Below are 17489 nucleotides of genomic sequence, written 5' to 3'. Positions count from 1 at the left end.
ACCTACGCTATATCTGTAGTTCGGCTTGCGGAGGCGCGTGCAGCGAGAGAAGAGAGGCGAAGCCGGTAATTTTTCCGATTGCGGACGATTTTCCGAGAGCGCTTCCGCGAGCGTGGCGACAGACTGATGGTCTGTGTGCGGAAGCGGGAAAGCTTTCCTGCCCGCGCTCAGCCCGCGCGGGGGAACAGACGGTTTCGGAGCTTTCGGCGCGGAGCGCCGTGGAAAAGGGACTTCCCTGATGAGAGTTGCAGCTTCCCTGCTGTGTGCGCTGCTGGCGCTGACCGCCTGCGTCAAGGAGGAGGGCAGGGCTGAAGTGCTTCGCTCCGTGCTGGTCCGGATCGTGCGCCTGGGTTCGGCCGACTCGCTGAACGTCTACTCGGGCGAAGTGCGCGCTCATGTCGAGGCCGACCTGGGGTTTCGCGTCTCCGGCAAGATGGTCGAGCGCCGGGTCAAGCTGGGTGATCAGGTCAGGCGAGGGCAGATCCTCGCGCGGCTCGACCCCCAGGATATCGCCTTGTCGGCGAGCGCGGCGCGCGCCCAGGTTGCGGCGGCCGAGGCGGATCTGAAGCTTGCCAACGTCGAATATGAGCGGGTCAAACAGCTCGCGAGCCGGGATTTCGTGTCCGCATCGGTCGTCGACCAGCGCCACACCGTGCTGCTCGCGGCGCAGTCCCGGCTCAAGCAGGCTCAGGCCCAGGCTTCGGTCGCGGGCAACCAGACCGGCTATGCGAATCTGATCGCCGACGGCGATGGAAAGGTCACCGCGGTCTTTGCCGAGGCGGGACAGATTATCGCGGCAGGCCAGCCGGTCATGAGGCTCACGCGCGGCGACGGCATGGAAGTACAGATCTATGTGCCCGAGAAGAGGATCGCGGCGGTCAAGCTGGGCGCATCGGTGCTGGTGCGGCCCTGGACCGATCCGAACGTTGCGCTGCTCGGCAAGGTTACCGAGGTCGGTGCCGCCGCCGACGCTGCAACGCGGACCTTCCCGGTTCGTGTCGCGGTGCAGGGGGACGGGCTTGCGCTCGGTGCGACGGCGGCCGTGGTCTTTCCCGGCGCGGCGGCAGCGCGAGTCGTGCTGCCCAACGGCGCGGTGATCGCGCGCAATGGCGGTAGCGTGGTCTGGATCGTTGGCCGCGACGGGCGCCTCACGCAGCGCAGCGTCGATGTTGCAGCCTTGCGCGAGGACGGCGTCGTGATCGCGCGCGGCCTCGCCGATGGCGACCAGGTGGTCGTGGTCGGAGCCCACACGCTGGCTGCGGGGATGAAGGTCAAGGCCCTGCCTGAAACGCAGGCGGTCTCGCTGGATTCCGCACGATGAGGCGGTTCAACTTTTCCGACTGGGGACTTCGCCACCAGCAACTGGTGCTCTTCCTGGTCGTCGTGCTGACTCTGGTCGGTGCGCTCGCCTATACGCACCTGGGGCAGTCCGAGGATCCGCCCTTCACTTTCAAGGTCATGGTGATCAAGACCCTGTGGCCGGGCGCGAGCGCGCACGAAGTCGAGCAGCAGGTCACCGACAAGATCGAGAAGAAGATCCAGCAGCTCGGCGAGACCGATTTCATCCGCAGCTATTCCCAGCCGGGCGAGTCGACGGTGATGCTGGTCGCCCGGGACAGTCTTCCATCGACCCGGATGCCCGAGCTGTTCTACCAGATCCGCAAGCGGGTTGGCGATATCGCCTATACGCTGCCGCAGGGGGTCCAGGGGCCTTTCTTCAACGACGAGTTCGGCGACACCTACGGGAATATCCTGGCCCTGGTTGGCGACGGAATGAGCCCGGCGGATCTGAAGCGCTACGCGGAACAGATCCGCCTCGAACTGCTCAAGGTCGAGGACGTCGGCAAGGTCGATCTGTTCGGCGAGCAGGAGCAACGGATCTGGGTCGAGTTCTCGAATCTGAAGCTCGCGACTCTGGGGGTCGATCAGCGCGCGATCGCGCAAGCGATCGCGGCCCAGAACGCGGTGAGTCCGGCTGGCTCATTCGAGCTTCGTGATGAGCGGATCTATCTGCGTCCGGACAGCAAGTTCGATTCGCTGGAGAGCTTGCGGGCCCTGCCGGTCCGGGCCGCCGAGCGGAGCTTTCGCCTCGGCGACATCGCCGAAGTGCGCCGCGGCTATGCCGATCCGCCCCAGGATGCGATGCGCTACATGGGGCAGCCGGCGTTGGGGATCGGCATAGCGATGCGTTCAGGCGGCGATATCGTCGCGCTCGGGCGTAGCCTGGACCGTATCATCGCGACAGTCGACAAGCAGCTTCCGGTGGGCGTGAAGCTCGAACGCGTCGCCGATCAGCCGCATGCGGTTCAGCAGTCGGTCCATGAGTTCGTCCGCTCGCTTGCCGAAGCGGTACTGATCGTGCTGGCGGTGAGCCTGCTCTCGTTGGGGCTGCGCACCGGGATCGTCGTCGCGATCTCGATTCCGGTCGTGCTGGCGATCACGTTCTTCGTGATGCAGGTCAGCGATATCGGGCTGCACAAGATCTCGCTTGGCGCGCTGATCATGGCGCTTGGCCTCTTGGTGGACGACGCGATCATCGCGGTCGAGATGATGGCGACCAAGATGGAGCAGGGCTGGGAGAGGAGCAAAGCGGCGAGCTTCGCCTATACGTCGACGGCAATGCCGATGCTGTCCGGAACGCTGATCACCGCGGCTGGCTTCCTGCCGATCGCGACCGCGCAGTCGAGCACCGGCGAATACACGCGCGCGATCTTCCAGGTCATCGTGATCGCGCTGCTGCTCTCCTGGATCGCCGCTGTGCTCTTCGTGCCCTATCTGGGCTACCACCTGTTGCCCGATCACGCGGCGAAGCGCGAAGTGGGGCGTTTGCGGCGCTGGCTCGCGACGCTCTCGCCCGCTCTGGCCGCGCGTCTGGCGCCCGCGCCGGGGCACAGCGAGGACAGCTTGTACCAGACTTCTTTCTACCGGCGCTTCCGCGCCTTCGTCGAGGTCTGCGTACGGTATCGCTGGGTCACGATCGCGGTGACGCTGGCGGCTTTCGCGGTTGCGATCTGGGGCTTCCGCTTCATTCCCCAGCAGTTCTTTCCCGATTCGACGCGGCCCGAACTCGTCGTCGATCTTCGCCTCGCCCAGGGGGCATCCTTTGCTGCGGCGGATTCGGCGGTTCGGCGCTTCGAGAAGGTGCTGGCCCGGGAAAAGGGGATTGAGAACTACGTTGCCTATGTCGGCACCGGCAGCCCGCGTTTCTATCTGCCTCTGGATCAGCAGCTGCCCCAGGCGAACTTTGCCCAATTTGTCGTGCTGACCCACGGAGCCGTCGAGCGCGAGGCGCTGCGCAGTCGGCTGATCGCATTGTTCGCCCGCGACTTCAGCGAGCTGCGCGCATCGATCACGCGGCTGGAGACCGGCCCTCCGGTGGGCTTTCCTGTGCAGTTCCGGGTCAGCGGGCCCGAGCACGGCGAGATCCACAAGATCGCCGACAAGGTGCTCGGGGTCATGCGTGGCGAACCGGTTTTGTCGAATGTGCAGAAGGACTGGGATGAAGCTTCCAAGCTCGTCAAGGTCCATGTCGACCCCGAAAAGGCGAGGCTGCTCGGGCTGTCGGTTGCCGATATTTCGACGCTGCTCAACGCGACGGTCAGCGGGCAGACCATCAGCCAGTACCGCGAAGGAATCGAAACGATACAGCTCGTCGTGCGCGGCACGCGGGAAGAGCGCGAGAAGCTCTCGCTGCTCACCGAACTGGTGATCCCGACCGGGACGGGGCGGGGAGTGCCGCTGACCCAGGTTGCGAGCTTCGAATACGGCTACGAGCCGGGGGTGATCTGGCGCCGCGACCGCGTGCCGACCGTGACCGTGCGGGCCAACCTCTACGGGGCCGAGCTGCCTGCAACGGTGACCGAGCGGCTGATGCCGAAGATCGAAGCGCTGCGCACCAAGCTGCCTCTGGGCTATCACATCGATGTCGGAGGCACGGTCGAGGAGAGTGCGAAGGGCGGCAAGGCGGTCGCCGCCGGTATTCCGCTCTTCCTGCTCGTTGTGCTGACCGTGCTGATGGTGCAGTTGCAGAGCTTTTCGCGGACCGCGATGGTACTGCTGACCGCGCCTCTGGGGCTGATCGGCGTCGTGATTTCGCTGCTCGTCTTCGGTCAGCCTTTCGGCTTTGTCGCGATGCTCGGCACGATCGCGCTGTCAGGAATGATCATGCGCAACTCGGTGATCCTTGTCGACCAGATCCGCCAGGATCTTCAGGCCGGGCGCACGCCCTGGGAGGCGATCATCGAATCGGCGGTCAGGCGCTTCCGCCCGATCATGCTGACCGCCGCCGCGGCGATTCTGGCGATGATCCCGCTGGCCCGCAGCGATTTCTTCGGACCGATGGCGGTCGCAATCATGGGAGGGCTCGCGGTCGCGACCGTTCTGACGCTGATTTTCCTGCCCGCGCTCTATGCGGCCTGGGACAGGGTGACTCCTCCTCCTCGGCGCGCGCTAGAATCGAAAGCCTGACGATTGTTTTCGGGGAAGAAGATGGATTTTGAGCGTGCGCGTTTCAACATGATCGAGCAGCAGATCCGTCCCTGGGACGTGTTCGATCCCGAAGTTCTGGAGGCGCTTGCGAGCGTCAAGCGTGAACTCTTCGTGCCCGAGGCGCTGCGCGCCCAGGCATTCACCGACACCGAGCTGCCGATCGGCAAGGGACAGAGGATGCTCGAACCCAAGCTGGAAGCCAAGATTCTTCAGGCACTGGCGATCAAGCCCGGCGACAAGGTGCTTGAAGTGGGGGCCGGTTCGGGGGGCATGGCGGCCCTGCTCGCGCACCGCGCCGAATGGGTCCGGGCTGTCGAGATCGATCCCGAACTCGCGGCGCTTGCGCAGCGCGCGCTGCAAAGCGCCGGCGTCGACAACGTGACTGTCGAGCAAGGCGATGGCCTTGCGGGGTGGCCGGCCGGTGTTCCCTATGACGCAATCCTGCTCTCTGGCGGCGTCCAGGAGCTTCCGGACGTCCTGTTCGATCAGCTCGCGGCGGGAGGTCGTCTGTTCGCGTTTGTCGGCCGTGCTCCCGTGATGCAGGCCACGCTGTACACGAAAACCGCAGAGGGGAGAATCCGCAAGTCCGTCGTTTTCGATACTCTGGTGCCCGAGCTGCGCCAGTCGGCGCATTCCGGGTTTTCGTTCTGATCTTCCGCGAAATTTCCCGGATACATCGCGGGTGTCTGATCCGGGAATTCCGAATCAAAGCGACGGAGAGACTGTCACCATGAAGCGAATGCTTGCCGTGTTGATCGCTGGACTTTTTGCCGAAGGGGCGGTTGCCGCCGATCTTCTTGGGGTTTATCGGGACGCCTTCGCGTTCGATGCGCAGTTCGCGTCGGCGCGCTCCCAGGCTGCGGCGGGGCAGGAGAGCCGGATTCAGGGGCGGGCGGGACTTCTGCCCCAGATCGGTGCTTCGGCGACCGTGCAGTACAACGATTCCGAAATCAAGCGCCCCCTGCCCGGCTACAGCGGTCGCTATGGGAGCAATCAGTGGGGCGTGCAGCTGACCCAGCCGCTGTTCCGGATGCAGAACTGGTATCAGTACGAGCAGGGCAATCTCGCCTCGACGGTCTCCGAACTGCAGCTTGAAAGCGCGCGTCAGGATCTGGTCCTTCGCGTTGCCGGCGCCTATTTCGATCTGCTCAATGCCCAGGAGACGCTGGCCAGCATCGTGGCCCAGAAGGGGGCAACGATGCAGCAGCTCGAACTCGCGAAGAAGAGCTTTGAAGTCGGCACGACGACGATCACCGACGTCCATGAAGCCCAGTCGCGCTTTGACCTTGTCGTCGCCAATGAGGCGGCCGCTTCGGCGAATGTCGAGATCAAGCGCGAGACGCTGCGCCGCTACACGGGCAAGGAATACAACGCGCTGGCTCCGCTGCGCGAAGGGGTGCATTTCGACTCGCCTCAGCCTGCCGACATGGCTCAGTGGGCCACGCGCGCCGAGGAGGACAACTTCGGAGTCCAGGCCGCGAAGCTGGCGGCCGAGATCGCCAACAAGACGCTGTCGAGCAACCGTGCCGGCCACCTGCCGACCGCCGACATCGTCGCGAGCTATGGGGCGACCAACAACAATGCGATCGGCGGCATCACGGCGACCGAGTCGAAAATCACTTCGGGGTCGATCGGTGTGCAGCTGAGCCTGCCGATCTTCGCCGGCGGCTATACGCAGTCCAAGGTGCGCGAATCGCTGGCGCTGCGCGACAAGGCTCGCTCCGATTACGAGGATGCCCGGCGCGCCGCGTCCCTGGGCGTGCGCCAGGCCTACCTCGGTGTGACCAGCGGAATCGCGCAGGTTGCGGGCTACGAGGCGGCGCTGCTCTCGTCGCGCAGCGCCGTCGAAGCAAACAAGCTGGGCTATCAGGTCGGAGTGCGGATCAATATCGACGTGCTGAACGCCGAGACCCAGTTCTTCGATACTTTCCGCCAGCTCTCGCGGGCCCGCTATGACACGCTGCTGGCCCAGCTCCAGCTCAAGAGCGCGACCGGAACTCTGGGGGAGACCGACATCCAGGCGATCAACGGCCTGCTCGACCCCGAGGCGGCCGGCCGGCCGATCACTTTGCCGGATACGACGCCGAAGACCGAGCCGGGCAACAAGAAGAGCGCGGCTGACGCGCTGACCGGGCGCAAGAAGAAGTGACGGGTTTGGGGGAACGAAAAAGCGGAGCTGAGGCTCCGCTTTTTTGATTCTTTTGAAGCTCCGCGCCAGACGAAAGGCTCAGAAAACGTTGGCGTGCGTTGTACACGAGGAGAAGCTCCTCTTCGTCACTTAACTCCTCTTCCACCCCATGGCAGCATCCTCGCGAGCACTCCGTCCTTTTCGATGAAGTGGTGCTTGAGCGCCACGGCGGCGTGACCCAATGCGATCAGCACGATCAGCCAGGCCAGGACCTCGTGGCTCTCGTGCAGGATGTCGCCCAGCGCGTCGTTTTTCGGCACCAGATCGGGTAGCGGCAGCACGCCGAACCAGATCGTCTGGTGACCGCGCGCCGAGCTGAACAGCCAGCCGCTCAGCGGAGTCAGCACCATCAGCAGGTACAGCGTGTGGTGACCGGCTTTGGCCAGCACCTGCTCGAAGCGGCCCATGCTGGCGGGGAGCTCGGGCGGACGGTGGGTCGCGCGCCAGACGACGCGGATCAGCACCAGAGCCAGCACGGTGATCCCGGCCCATTTGTGATAGCCGTAGATCGCGTACTTGCCGGGAGAAGCCGGCAGATCGGCCATGTACAGGCCGACCGGAAAGGCGAGGAAGATCAGAAGCGCGATCAGCCAGTGCAGCGCGATCGCGGTGGAAGTGTAGGCGGCAGAAGGCTGACTCATTTCGATTCCTCGTGAATGGATCCCCGGAGTGCGTTCCGCGCTCCGTTCCGCGTCTGTGACCGCGATTTGTGCTCAGGGTTCGATTTGTTTATCTGCTCCTGCCTGGCGGGCTTCCAGTTCCGTGATCCGCGCTTCCTGCTGAGCGAGTGTCTCGCGCGCGCGGGACAGCAATTCGCGCTGGACCTCGAATTCCTCGCGGGTCACCAGATCCATCTTGACGAGCAGCGAGGCAAGCAGCGCTTTGAGGTTGCGCTCGATGTCGGCGGCCGGGGTGTTCTCCAGCAATTGACTGATCTTCTTCTGGGCTTCTTCGACGAATTTGGGTGTTTCGATCATGGTGGCTCCTGGAAAAGAAAGCGGCGATTCAGTGTAGCACGCAGGTTTTTGCACCTGACTGGTGCGCGGGAGGAATGCCTGTGTTTGTGCTCTATGTTGGTGCAATGATCAAAGCCTGGCGTCTCAGCGCGGTGCGTAGCCCCTGTTCTGGCCCGGTTTGCGGGCCCGATTTGCGGAGAGAGAGTGGGTGGCACGCTTCGTGCGTAATGGATCACGCCAAGTGTTTCATATTCAAACAGGGAGAATTCCATGCACTGCTTCATGCGCAAGACCCCCCTCGCTCTAGCCTTCCTCGGTGCCTTCGCCGTTTCCTCCGCGGCTCTTGCCGAAGAAGCTCCCGCCCCTGACCATACCCTGACGGGCAATGTGACTCTTGCTTCTGAATACCTCTATCGCGGCATCGCCCAGAGCAATCACAAGCCGGCCATCCAGGGCGGATTCGATTATGCGCATTCGAGCGGTGTCTATCTGGGAACCTGGGCTTCGAGCATCAGCTGGCTCTCCGATCAAAGCTCGGCCTGGTCGGGCACGTCCGGAGTCTCGGCGCCGATCGAGATGGACGTCTACGGCGGCTATAAGGGAAAGGCCGGCGATATCAGCTACGACGTCGGTGTCCTCGAGTATTACTACCCGGGGAAATATCCCGATGGTTTTACCAGCCCGAATACCTTTGAAGGCTATGCGGCGGGTACCTGGAAGTGGTTCACGGTCAAGGGTTCGTATTCCTTCACGAATCTGTTCGGCGCCAAGGCGCCCAACGGCGACAAGACCAACGGCAGCTATTACCTCGATGCGACCGGAGTCTTCGATGTCGGCGCCGGGGTCAATCTGACGACTCACGTCGGCTATCAGAACGTCAAAGGCTATGACGACGCGTCCTACACCGACTGGAAGCTGGGTGTTTCCAAGGATGCGCTCGGGTTGAGCTGGGGCCTCTCCTATGTCGGCACCAATGCGAAGGGTGATGCCGGCCAGTTTTATCGCAACGCCTACGACAAGAATCTGGGTTCCGGACGCGTCGTGCTGACCGTCGGCAAAACCCTCTGATCAACTGATTCGCGAGCGGCGGGCATAGGGCCGCCGCGCGACATTGCAAGGAGCCAGCATGAAATTCGTTACCGCCATCATCAAGCCCTTCAAGCTTGACGAGGTCAGAGAAGCCCTTTCCGCGATCGGTGTTCAGGGAATCACGGTCACCGAGGTCAAGGGTTTCGGCCGCCAGAAGGGGCACACCGAGCTTTATCGCGGTGCGGAATACGTCGTCGATTTCCTGCCCAAGGTCAAAATCGAAATCGCGATCGCCGACGAACTGCTCGATCAGGTCATCGAAGCGATCGAGAAATCCGCCAACACCGGAAAGATCGGCGACGGAAAGATCTTCGTTTTCGATCTCGAACAAGCCATCCGCATTCGCACCGGCGAGACCGGCGGCGAAGCACTCTGAGAATCCAGGGAGAAACAGACATGAAAAAGATGCTTGCCATCCTGTTGGCGGCAGCCGCCGTCGGCTTTGGCAGTATGGCCTGGGCCGATGACAAGCCGGCCGATCCCGCGAGCGCTCCCGCCGTGACCGAGGCTTCCGCTCCGGCCGCCGAGGCTCCCGCTGCCGCGCCGGCTGTTGCGGCTCCGGCCGCAGACGCCAGCGCACCTGCCGCTGCCGCTCCGGTTCCGAACAAGGGCGACAATGCCTGGCTGCTCGTCTCGGCTGCCTTTGTGATCCTGATGACCGTTCCCGGTCTGGCGCTGTTCTACGGCGGCCTGGTGCGGACCAAGAATGCGCTGTCGGTGCTGCTGCAGTGCTTCGCGGTGTTCTCGCTGATCACGGTGCTGTGGGTCGTCTACGGGTATTCGCTGGCCTTCACTGAAGGCAATGCGTTCATCGGTGGCTTCGACAAGATCTTCCTGAAGGGCATCACGCCGGACTCGATCGCTGCGACCTTCACGAAGGGAGTTGCACTGAGCGAGTTCATCTATGTGGCCTTCCAGGGCGCTTTTGCCGCGATCACGGTGGCGCTGATCCTCGGCGCCTTCGCCGAACGGATCAAATTCTCGGCGGTGATGCTGTTCTCGGTGCTGTGGTTTACGTTCAGCTATCTGCCCGTCTGCCACATGGTCTGGTACTGGGCAGGTCCTGACGGTTATGTCTCGGCTGCCGCTGCGGACAAGCTGACCGCGACCGCCGGCTTCATGTTCCAGAAGGGCGCGCTCGATTTCGCGGGCGGTACCGTCGTCCATATCAACGCCGCGGTTGCGGGCTTGGTCGGCGCCTTCCTGATCGGCAAGCGTATCGGTTACGGCAAGGAATCGATGGCTCCGCACAGCCTGACGCTGACGATGGTTGGTGCCTCGCTGCTGTGGTTCGGCTGGTTCGGCTTCAACGCCGGGTCCGCGCTCGAAGCGAACGGCGTCGCGGGTCTCGCCTTCGTCAATACCTGGGTTGCAACCGCCTGCGCCGCGATGGCCTGGCTCTTCGCCGAATGGCTGATCAAGGGCAAGCCCTCGATGCTGGGTGGCGCTTCCGGTGCCGTCGCCGGCATGGTTGCGATCACCCCGGCCGCCGGTTTCGTCGGTGTCGCCGGCGCGCTGGTGATCGGCCTCGCTGCGGGTCTGGTCTGTCTGTGGGGCGTCAATGGCCTGAAGAAGCTGCTCGGTGCCGACGATGCGCTCGACGTGTTCGGCGTCCATGGTGTCGGTGGCATCCTCGGTGCGCTGCTGACCGGAGTCTTCGCTTCGCCTTCGCTCGGTGGCGTCGGGATCTGGGACTATGTGACGAACAAGGTCGCGCCGGACTACTCGATTTCGTCGCAGCTCATGGTTCAGGCGACCGGTGTCGGTCTGACCTTGGTCTGGTCCGCGGTCGTCGCCTTCATCGCCTACAAGATCGTCGATCTGACTGTCGGTCTGCGGGTGCCGGAAGAAGAGGAACGCGAAGGGCTGGACATCACCTCGCACGGCGAATCCGCCTACCACTACTGATCTCCTCCCCTGGCCGCAACGGCTGGTTTGAAGGGGCGTCCCAAGGGGCGCCCCTTTTTTGCGTCCGTGCCGGGAGGAAATGCATCACGGACGTTTGTCAGGTTTTTTTACACCCGTACTGGAATCTATTTCGGTTGTGCGTCGGAGAGTTTTCAAGGTATTGTTTTATAAGAGTTTTTATATCCTGATCTTCCTGGCCCGAAAGATGCATGCCCCTGCGCAAAAGCCATTCTGAGGAGTTGGTCATGAAGTTGCTCACTGCATCGGTTGTGGTTCTGGGGCTCGGCTTTCTTGCCCAGATGCCCGCCGAAGCTTCCATCGTCTCGAACTGGGCTTATCAGGTCTCGACGGTGTGGACCAGCGCGTCGCCGACCGGAACTGGGACCGGGGTCTTCACGAGCTGGGACCACAAGACCCTGAGCTGGGGAAGCTCCGTGTTGGCCAATCGCAGCTCGCTGGCGATCAGCGCGGATCCAATCGGTAACGTGGAAACCTATGTCGTCGGAACGAGTGTTCCGGGGGGGAGCTACCAGGGGCTGGGGCTCGAGCTGACCCACAATAACAAGCCCGTCTCCGGAACGACGCTGACCAGCGCGATGATGCAGACGACTCTGAGCCTCTACGCCTCGGGGATCCTTGGCGATGCATCGACCAAGGCCAGCATCGCACCGCTGAATCTGAAGATCCTGTTCAAGGAAACCCCGAACGAAGCGCCCTGCACGGTGTCCAGTTCGACTCCGTGCCGTGACATCTTTGTGATGACCACGGTGCTGCAGAATCAGGCCTTTACCTATGACAACACGGTCTATTACCTCAATATCTTCCCGACCAATGGCAACCTGAACTGGCTGACCGATGCGGCGTGCGCAACGGTCGGCATCACGAGCGGCCCCTCGGGTCAGCGCTGCGTTGGTTTCACGACCGAGGAATATCTGCACACCTTGCTCGATTTCGGTTTCACGGTCTCGACGAATCCGCTGACCATTCCCGAGCCCGGATCGCTGGCTTTGACCGGACTGGCTCTGCTCGGTGTCGGCTTGATGCGCAGGAAGATCAGGCGCTGACTGGTTTCAAAAAAGGAAAACCCCGCTCAGGCGGGGTTTTTGCGTTGACGGCGCGGGGGAATCAGGCTGCGGTCGTTCCCTGGACTTCGGCCGGACCGTCGAGGTCGAGCAGGATCGCGCGGATCAGCTGGTGGGCGCTGTTCAGATTGGTTGCCAGCGGCACGTCGTGGACGTCGCAGATGCGCAGCAGCGCGCCGATGTCGGGTTCGTGAGGCTGGGCGGTCAGCGGGTCGCGCAGGAAGATCACGATATCGACGCGGCCTTCAGCGACCATCGCACCGATCTGCTGGTCGCCGCCCATCGGGCCGGAGAGCAGACCGTGGACAGCAAGGCCCGTCTCTTCGCGGATCCGGTGGCTGGTCGTGCCGGTCCCGATCAGCTTGCAGCGGGTGAGTGCTTCGCGGTGCGTGCGGGCGAATTCGACGATCTGGTCTTTACGGTGGTCGTGCGCGATCAGGGCAACGGTTTTCATTACGCGGTTCTCTTTTATGGTTTGAGGTGTGGCTTGCTGCCGACGACAAGGATAGATGATCGGACGAAAAACAGGATTCAGCTTTGATATCGCTCCATTCCTTGCTGCTCAGAAAAAAGCCCGGCCGTGCCGGGCTTGTCTGCTCACTTTTCCACTCTCCGGTGTTCTGCGAGAGGTCGTGCACCGCGCCGGTTATTGGAGTCGTCTGCGCAAAGGGAAAGCGCCTTTGCGCAGCCAGCACTCACCGGCGCAGCTGCGTGATGTCGCGCTCCGCGCCTGTCTTTTGGGGCGTCTGCGCAAAGGAAAAGCGCCTTTGCGCAGCGAGTGCTCAGCGCCTCACCGGCGCAGTTGCGCGAGATCGCGCACCGCGCCTGTATCCGCGCTGGTCGTCATCGCGGCATAGGCTTGCAGCGCCTGGGAGATCGGGCGTACGCGGGAGAGGGGCTGCCAGGCCTTGTCGCCCCGCGCCTCCATCGCGGCGCGGCGCTTTACGAGCTCGGCATCGCTGATCGCCAGATGGATGCTGCGCTTCGGGATGTCGATCTCTATCGTGTCGCCATCTTCGATCAGGCCGATCGCGCCGCCGCAAGCTGCTTCCGGAGACGCGTGGCCGATCGACAGACCCGAGGTGCCTCCCGAGAAGCGTCCATCGGTCAAGAGCGCGCACTGCTTGCCCAGGCCCCGGCTCTTCAGATACGAAGTCGGGTAGAGCATCTCCTGCATGCCCGGGCCGCCCTTGGGGCCTTCATAGCGGATCACGACGACGTCGCCGGCCTGGACCTTCTCGCCGAGAATGGCCTCGACCGCGTCATCCTGGCTCTCGAAAACGACGGCCTTGCCAGTGAATTTCCAGATCGACTCATCGACGCCGGCCGTCTTGACGATGCAGCCCTTCTCGGCAATGTTGCCGCTGAGCACTGCGAGGCCACCGTCCTTCGTGTAGGCGTGTTCGATATCGCGGATGCACCCGGCGCTGCGATCGAGATCGAGTTCAGGGAAGCGCTTGTTCTGGCTGAATGCGACGGCGGTCCGCTCTCCGCCCGGCGCGGCGCGGTAATAGTCGAAGACCGCATTGTCGTGCGCGTGCATGACGTCCCAGACGTGCAGCGCTTCGCCCAAGGTTTTCGTGTGCACGGTGTGCGTGCCGCGGTGGATCAGGCCCCCGCGATCGAGTTCGGCGAGGATCGCCATCACTCCGCCGGCGCGGTGCACGTCCTCGACGTGGAATTTGTCGGTAGCCGGTGCGACCTTGCACAGGCAGGGTACTTTGTGCGAGAGGCGATCGATATCGGCCATCGTGAAGGGCACTCCGGCCTCATTGGCCGTCGCAAGCAGGTGGAGCACCGTGTTGGTCGAGCCGCCCATTGCGATATCGAGGCTCATCGCGTTCTCGAAGGCTTCAAAAGTCGCAATCGAACGCGGCAGCACGGTCTCGTCGTTGCGCTCGTAATAGCGGCGGGAGAGCTCGACCGCGAGGCGGCCCGCTTTCAGGAAGAGCTGTTTGCGATCGGCGTGGGTCGCAACGACCGTGCCGTTGCCGGGCAGCGACAGGCCCAGCGCTTCGGTCAGGCAGTTCATCGAGTTGGCCGTGAACATGCCCGAGCAGGAGCCGCAGGTCGGACAGGCGGAGCGTTCGATCGCTGCGAGGTCGGCGTCGCTGACATGGCTGTCGGCGGCTTTGACCATCGCGTCGATCAGGTCGAGCTTGATCACTTTCTGACCCGCCGGGTCGGTCACGGTGACCCGGCCCGCTTCCATCGGCCCGCCGGACACAAACACGGTCGGGATATTGAGGCGCATCGCGGCCATCAGCATCCCCGGAGTGATCTTGTCGCAGTTCGAGATGCAGACCAGAGCGTCGGCGCGGTGCGCATTGACCATGTACTCGACCGAGTCGGCGATCAGGTCGCGCGAAGGCAGCGAATAGAGCATACCTTCGTGCCCCATCGCGATGCCGTCGTCCACGGCGATCGTGTTGAACTCCTTCGCGACGCCTCCGGCCGCTTCGATCTCGCGGGCGACGAGCTGACCCATGTCCTTCAGATGGACGTGGCCGGGCACGAACTGGGTGAAGCTGTTCGCGATCGCGATGATGGGTTTGCCGAAATCCTCATCCTTCATGCCGGTGGCACGCCACAGGGCGCGGGCGCCAGCCATGTTGCGGCCGTGAGTAGTGGTTCGGGAACGATATTCGGGCATGTTCAGACTCCAGAAAGCGGCTCAGGGGCCGGGCGACGGGTATTGTTGCGCCGTCACCGATACAATTCAGGTTTTCCGGAACGCGGGTCCGGCCAGCTCTGCAGGCGTTCGGGCGTTTGACCCGTCATCCCGCAGCGATCCGGCCGGAACGCCGGGGGTGGGTTGCACCGCCTCGCTTCCGACTCAAGAATTCAATTCTAGCGAAACTGAAAGCCTAACAATGCTTGTTCATCCGCAGTTCAACCCGATTGCGCTCTCGCTGGGGCCTCTCGCGATCCGCTGGTATGGTCTGATGTACCTCGCGGCCTTCCTGCTCTTCGTCAGCCTGGGCAAGTGGCGGGCGCGGCGCGGGCCCATCACCGGTTGGGCCGACAAGGATCTCGATGACCTGTTGTTCTACGGGGTTCTCGGGGTCGTGCTGGGCGGGCGGCTGGGCTATGTGCTGTTCTACAAGCCCGGCTTCTACTTCTCCCATCCGCTCGATATCTTCGCGGTCTGGCAGGGGGGGATGAGCTTCCACGGAGGTTTCCTCGGCGTGCTGGCGGCACTGTGGTATTTCGGCCACCGGACGAAGCGCAGCTTTTTCCAGGTCGGCGATTTTGTCGCGCCTCTGGTGCCGCTGGGTCTCGCGGCCGGCAGGCTCGGAAACTTCATCAACGGCGAGCTGTGGGGCCGGGTGACTTCGCCGACTGCCTGGTGGGCGATGGTTTTCCCGCAGGCCGGGCACGAAGACCGGATGCTGGCGGTGTTCAGTCCGCCGCTGCTCGAAGTGATCAAGCGCTACGGAGGGCTGCCCCGCCATCCGTCCCAGCTCTACCAGTTCGCGCTCGAAGGCCTTTGCCTGTTCGCGATCCTCTGGTGGCTGTCGAAAAAGCCCAGGCCGGTCGGCTTCATGAGCGCCTGCTTCCTGATCGGCTACGGCTCCTTCCGCTTCATCGCCGAGTTCGCGCGCCAGCCCGACGATTTCCTGGGCCTGCTCGCGGGAAGCCTGTCGATGGGCCAGTGGCTGTCGCTGCCGATGATACTCGCCGGCTTTGTCACTCTGGTTCTGGCGAAGCGGGGGTACTGGCGCTGAGCATGTCATTCGGCTTCGAAGCTTATGCGATTTTCGATATTGGGCGGGGAGCGTTTCGTCGATAGACTCAAGCCTCCCTTTACCCTGCAAGGTGTTTTCGATGCATCGCAGATCAAGATTTCAAGCCGCATTGATGGTGCTGGCCCTGCTGCTGCCGCTCCCCGCACTTTGCGCGGAGTCCGTCCCGGCACCGATACCTGTCGCGAACTTCATGCGCTTCGCGGCCTATTCCGAGGTCAAGCTGTCGCCGTCCGGGCGCTTGCTTGCGATGTTGGTCCCGGCGCCCGAGCGCAAGGCACTGGCCGTCATGGACTTGGCTGAGCGCAAGGTGACGCTGGCCGCGGCTTACAAAGACATGGATGTCGCTGATTTCAACTGGGTCAATGATCAGCGTCTGGTCTTCTCGGTCAACGACCAGAAGACGACGGCTTCGGAGCAGCAGGGTGGTGGGTTGTTCGCGGTCGATCGCGATGGTTCGGCGTTCAAGGAGTTGGCTGCAACTCTGGGGCGTTACAAGGCCTTTACCCGCAGCTTCGGTGAAGGAGACGAAATTCGGGTCGTCTCGAACGAAGACAACGCGGATCATCCCCAGCTCTATCGGCTCAATACGCGTACAGCGCGGATGCGGCTGATTTCGGGCGGAATAGTTGGCGAGGTCAGCCGCTGGGTCCTGGACCGTAACGAAGTGGTCAGGGCCGCGCTGCGGGTTGAGGAATACGACGGCAAGCGAATCGAACAGCTCATCTATCGCGCCTCGGCCAATGCGCCCTGGGAAGTGCTGAACTCTGCCAACGAAAACGATGAAGGGCGGATGCTGCCCGTCAGCCTCAGCGCCGACGAGAGCGAACTCTATGTCTTCTCAAGCAAGGGGCGCCCGACGATGGCTCTTTTCGCTTATGACCTGAAGGAACGCAAGCTCGGCGATCTGTTGGCCGCCCATCCCCGGGTCGATCTGGACAGGGTGATCTACGATCCAAAAACACAAGAGATTCAGGGCGTCCTCTATCAGAGCGAACGCAGCGCCACGCTGTGGTTTGACGACAAGATGGCCGCCTTGCAGAAGGGGCTCGATGCCGCGATGGCGGGCCACCGCAATGTGATCGTCAGCCGTGCCGGGAGCCGGGCCGTCGTCTATTCCTATTCCGACCGTGATCCCGGTCGCTTCTATCTGTGGGAGGGCGAGAAGCGCAAGCTCGAAGAACTCTTCTCCACGAAGGACTGGATCGATCCGGCACAGATGGCCGAGATGAGGCCGATCGAATACGCGGCCCGCGACGGCATGAAGATCCCCGCCTACCTGACCCTGCCTGCGGGACGGGCGGAGAAGAATCTCCCGCTGATCGTGATGCCGCACGGCGGGCCTTTCGGCATTCGCGACAACTGGGGCTGGAATGGTGAAGTGCAGTTCCTCGCGAACCGCGGCTACGCGGTGCTGCAACCTCAGTACCGCGGTTCGGGGGGCTATGGCCGCAAACACTACGCCGCCGGTTTCAAGCAGTGGGGCCGCGCGATGCAGGATGACCTCAGCGATGGGATCAAATACCTCGTTGAGCAGGGCATCGTTAATCCGAAGAGGGTCGCGATCGTCGGCGCGAGCTACGGTGGCTATGCGGCGCTGGCCGGTGGCGCCTATACGCCTGAACTGTACAAGGGGGTCGTCAGTCGCTTCGGCGTCAGCGACCTCGCCTTGATGTTCAAGAGCAACTACTGGCAGGAGTCCGGTTCCGATAAATGGTACGACTTCGACGCGCGCGACATGATCGGCGACCCGAAGAAGGACGCCGAGCAGTTCCGAGCGACTTCGCCGGTCAATGCCGCCGCCAACTTCCGGGTGCCTGTGCTGATCACCCAGGGTCAGGAAGATACCCGGGTGATCCCCAAGCATGCGACCGACATGGCCGCGGCGCTGCGCGCTGCGGGCAAGCCGGTCGAACTGATGATGGTCCAGGGCGAAGGCCACGGCTTCTACAAGGAGAGCAACCGGGTCGACGAATGGACAAAGATCGAGGCCTATCTGAAGCAGCAGCTGGGCGAGTGAGCGATACGTGAA

Annotated in this window: 14 protein-coding genes; 10 read left to right on the top strand and 4 right to left on the bottom strand. The window is 63.0% G+C overall.

All coding sequences use genetic code 11. The annotated features are described in order from the left end of the window. Positions 1-238: 238 nt before the first annotated feature. The 4 genes from ACHFB9_RS15835 (at position 239) to ACHFB9_RS15820 (ending at position 6637) form a co-directional block, all read left to right on the top strand. Entirely contained in the window at positions 239-1321 is a 1083-nt protein-coding gene (locus ACHFB9_RS15835; protein ID WP_417068420.1) for an efflux RND transporter periplasmic adaptor subunit, read from the top strand. After that, on the top strand, positions 1318-4467 hold the full coding sequence (locus ACHFB9_RS15830) for an efflux RND transporter permease subunit (protein WP_417068418.1): 3150 nt from the start codon (positions 1318-1320) through the stop codon (positions 4465-4467). The genes ACHFB9_RS15835 and ACHFB9_RS15830 overlap by 4 nt, the downstream gene beginning before the upstream one ends. 21 nt (positions 4468-4488) lie before the next feature. Next, complete coding sequence (locus ACHFB9_RS15825; RefSeq protein ID WP_417068417.1) at positions 4489-5139, top strand: protein-L-isoaspartate O-methyltransferase family protein; 651 nt, start codon at positions 4489-4491, stop codon at positions 5137-5139. 79 nt (positions 5140-5218) lie between these two features. Continuing rightward, positions 5219-6637: a TolC family outer membrane protein gene (locus tag ACHFB9_RS15820; protein ID WP_417068416.1), complete on the top strand. Its 1419-nt coding sequence runs from the start codon at positions 5219-5221 to the stop codon at positions 6635-6637. Positions 6638-6762: 125 nt separating this feature from the next. Here the strand turns inward: ACHFB9_RS15820 and ACHFB9_RS15815 are convergent, their stop codons facing one another. Both ACHFB9_RS15815 and ACHFB9_RS15810 read right to left on the bottom strand, forming a co-directional pair. Beyond that, positions 6763-7317, bottom strand: coding sequence for a cytochrome b (locus ACHFB9_RS15815; protein ID WP_417068414.1), 555 nt, complete (start codon positions 7315-7317; stop codon positions 6763-6765). A 72-nt stretch (positions 7318-7389) separates the two neighbouring features. After that, a complete protein-coding gene (locus ACHFB9_RS15810; protein WP_417068413.1) occupies positions 7390-7653 on the bottom strand; it encodes an accessory factor UbiK family protein in 264 nt (87 codons plus the stop codon). Between the two features lie 261 nt (positions 7654-7914). Here ACHFB9_RS15810 and ACHFB9_RS15805 point away from each other — a divergent pair, with 261 nt between their 5' ends. The 4 genes from ACHFB9_RS15805 (at position 7915) to ACHFB9_RS15790 (ending at position 11693) form a co-directional block, all read left to right on the top strand. Further along, a complete protein-coding gene (locus tag ACHFB9_RS15805) occupies positions 7915-8700 on the top strand; it encodes a TorF family putative porin (protein ID WP_417068411.1) in 786 nt (261 codons plus the stop codon). Positions 8701-8758: 58 nt separating this feature from the next. Next, positions 8759-9097: a P-II family nitrogen regulator gene (glnK, locus tag ACHFB9_RS15800; RefSeq protein ID WP_417068410.1), complete on the top strand. Its 339-nt coding sequence runs from the start codon at positions 8759-8761 to the stop codon at positions 9095-9097. A 20-nt stretch (positions 9098-9117) separates the two neighbouring features. Further along, positions 9118-10629, top strand: a complete 1512-nt coding sequence (locus ACHFB9_RS15795; RefSeq protein WP_417068408.1) for an ammonium transporter — start codon at positions 9118-9120, stop codon at positions 10627-10629. Between the two features lie 245 nt (positions 10630-10874). Continuing rightward, positions 10875-11693: a THxN family PEP-CTERM protein gene (locus tag ACHFB9_RS15790; protein WP_417068406.1), complete on the top strand. Its 819-nt coding sequence runs from the start codon at positions 10875-10877 to the stop codon at positions 11691-11693. A 61-nt stretch (positions 11694-11754) separates the two neighbouring features. On the opposite strand, the gene ACHFB9_RS15785 is transcribed toward ACHFB9_RS15790, so the two are convergent. Both ACHFB9_RS15785 and ilvD read right to left on the bottom strand, forming a co-directional pair. Beyond that, positions 11755-12165, bottom strand: a complete 411-nt coding sequence (locus ACHFB9_RS15785) for a methylglyoxal synthase (RefSeq protein ID WP_417068404.1) — start codon at positions 12163-12165, stop codon at positions 11755-11757. Positions 12166-12501: 336 nt separating this feature from the next. Then, a complete protein-coding gene (gene ilvD, locus ACHFB9_RS15780; RefSeq protein WP_417068403.1) occupies positions 12502-14364 on the bottom strand; it encodes a dihydroxy-acid dehydratase in 1863 nt (620 codons plus the stop codon). Positions 14365-14584: 220 nt separating this feature from the next. Here ilvD and lgt point away from each other — a divergent pair, with 220 nt between their 5' ends. Beyond that, complete coding sequence (gene lgt / locus ACHFB9_RS15775) at positions 14585-15439, top strand: prolipoprotein diacylglyceryl transferase (protein ID WP_417068401.1); 855 nt, start codon at positions 14585-14587, stop codon at positions 15437-15439. Between the two features lie 100 nt (positions 15440-15539). Beyond that, positions 15540-17477 (top strand): alpha/beta hydrolase family protein, encoded by a 1938-nt coding sequence (locus ACHFB9_RS15770; RefSeq protein ID WP_417068400.1) that lies wholly within the window; start codon positions 15540-15542, stop codon positions 17475-17477. The last annotated feature ends 12 nt before the right edge of the window (positions 17478-17489 follow it).

Origin of the sequence: Niveibacterium terrae, assembly GCF_048213115.1 — a bacterium.
Lineage (GTDB): Bacteria > Pseudomonadota > Gammaproteobacteria > Burkholderiales > Rhodocyclaceae > Niveibacterium > Niveibacterium terrae.
Note: the sequence above shows the minus strand (reverse complement) of the source record. Positions and strands in the feature narration are given on the sequence as shown.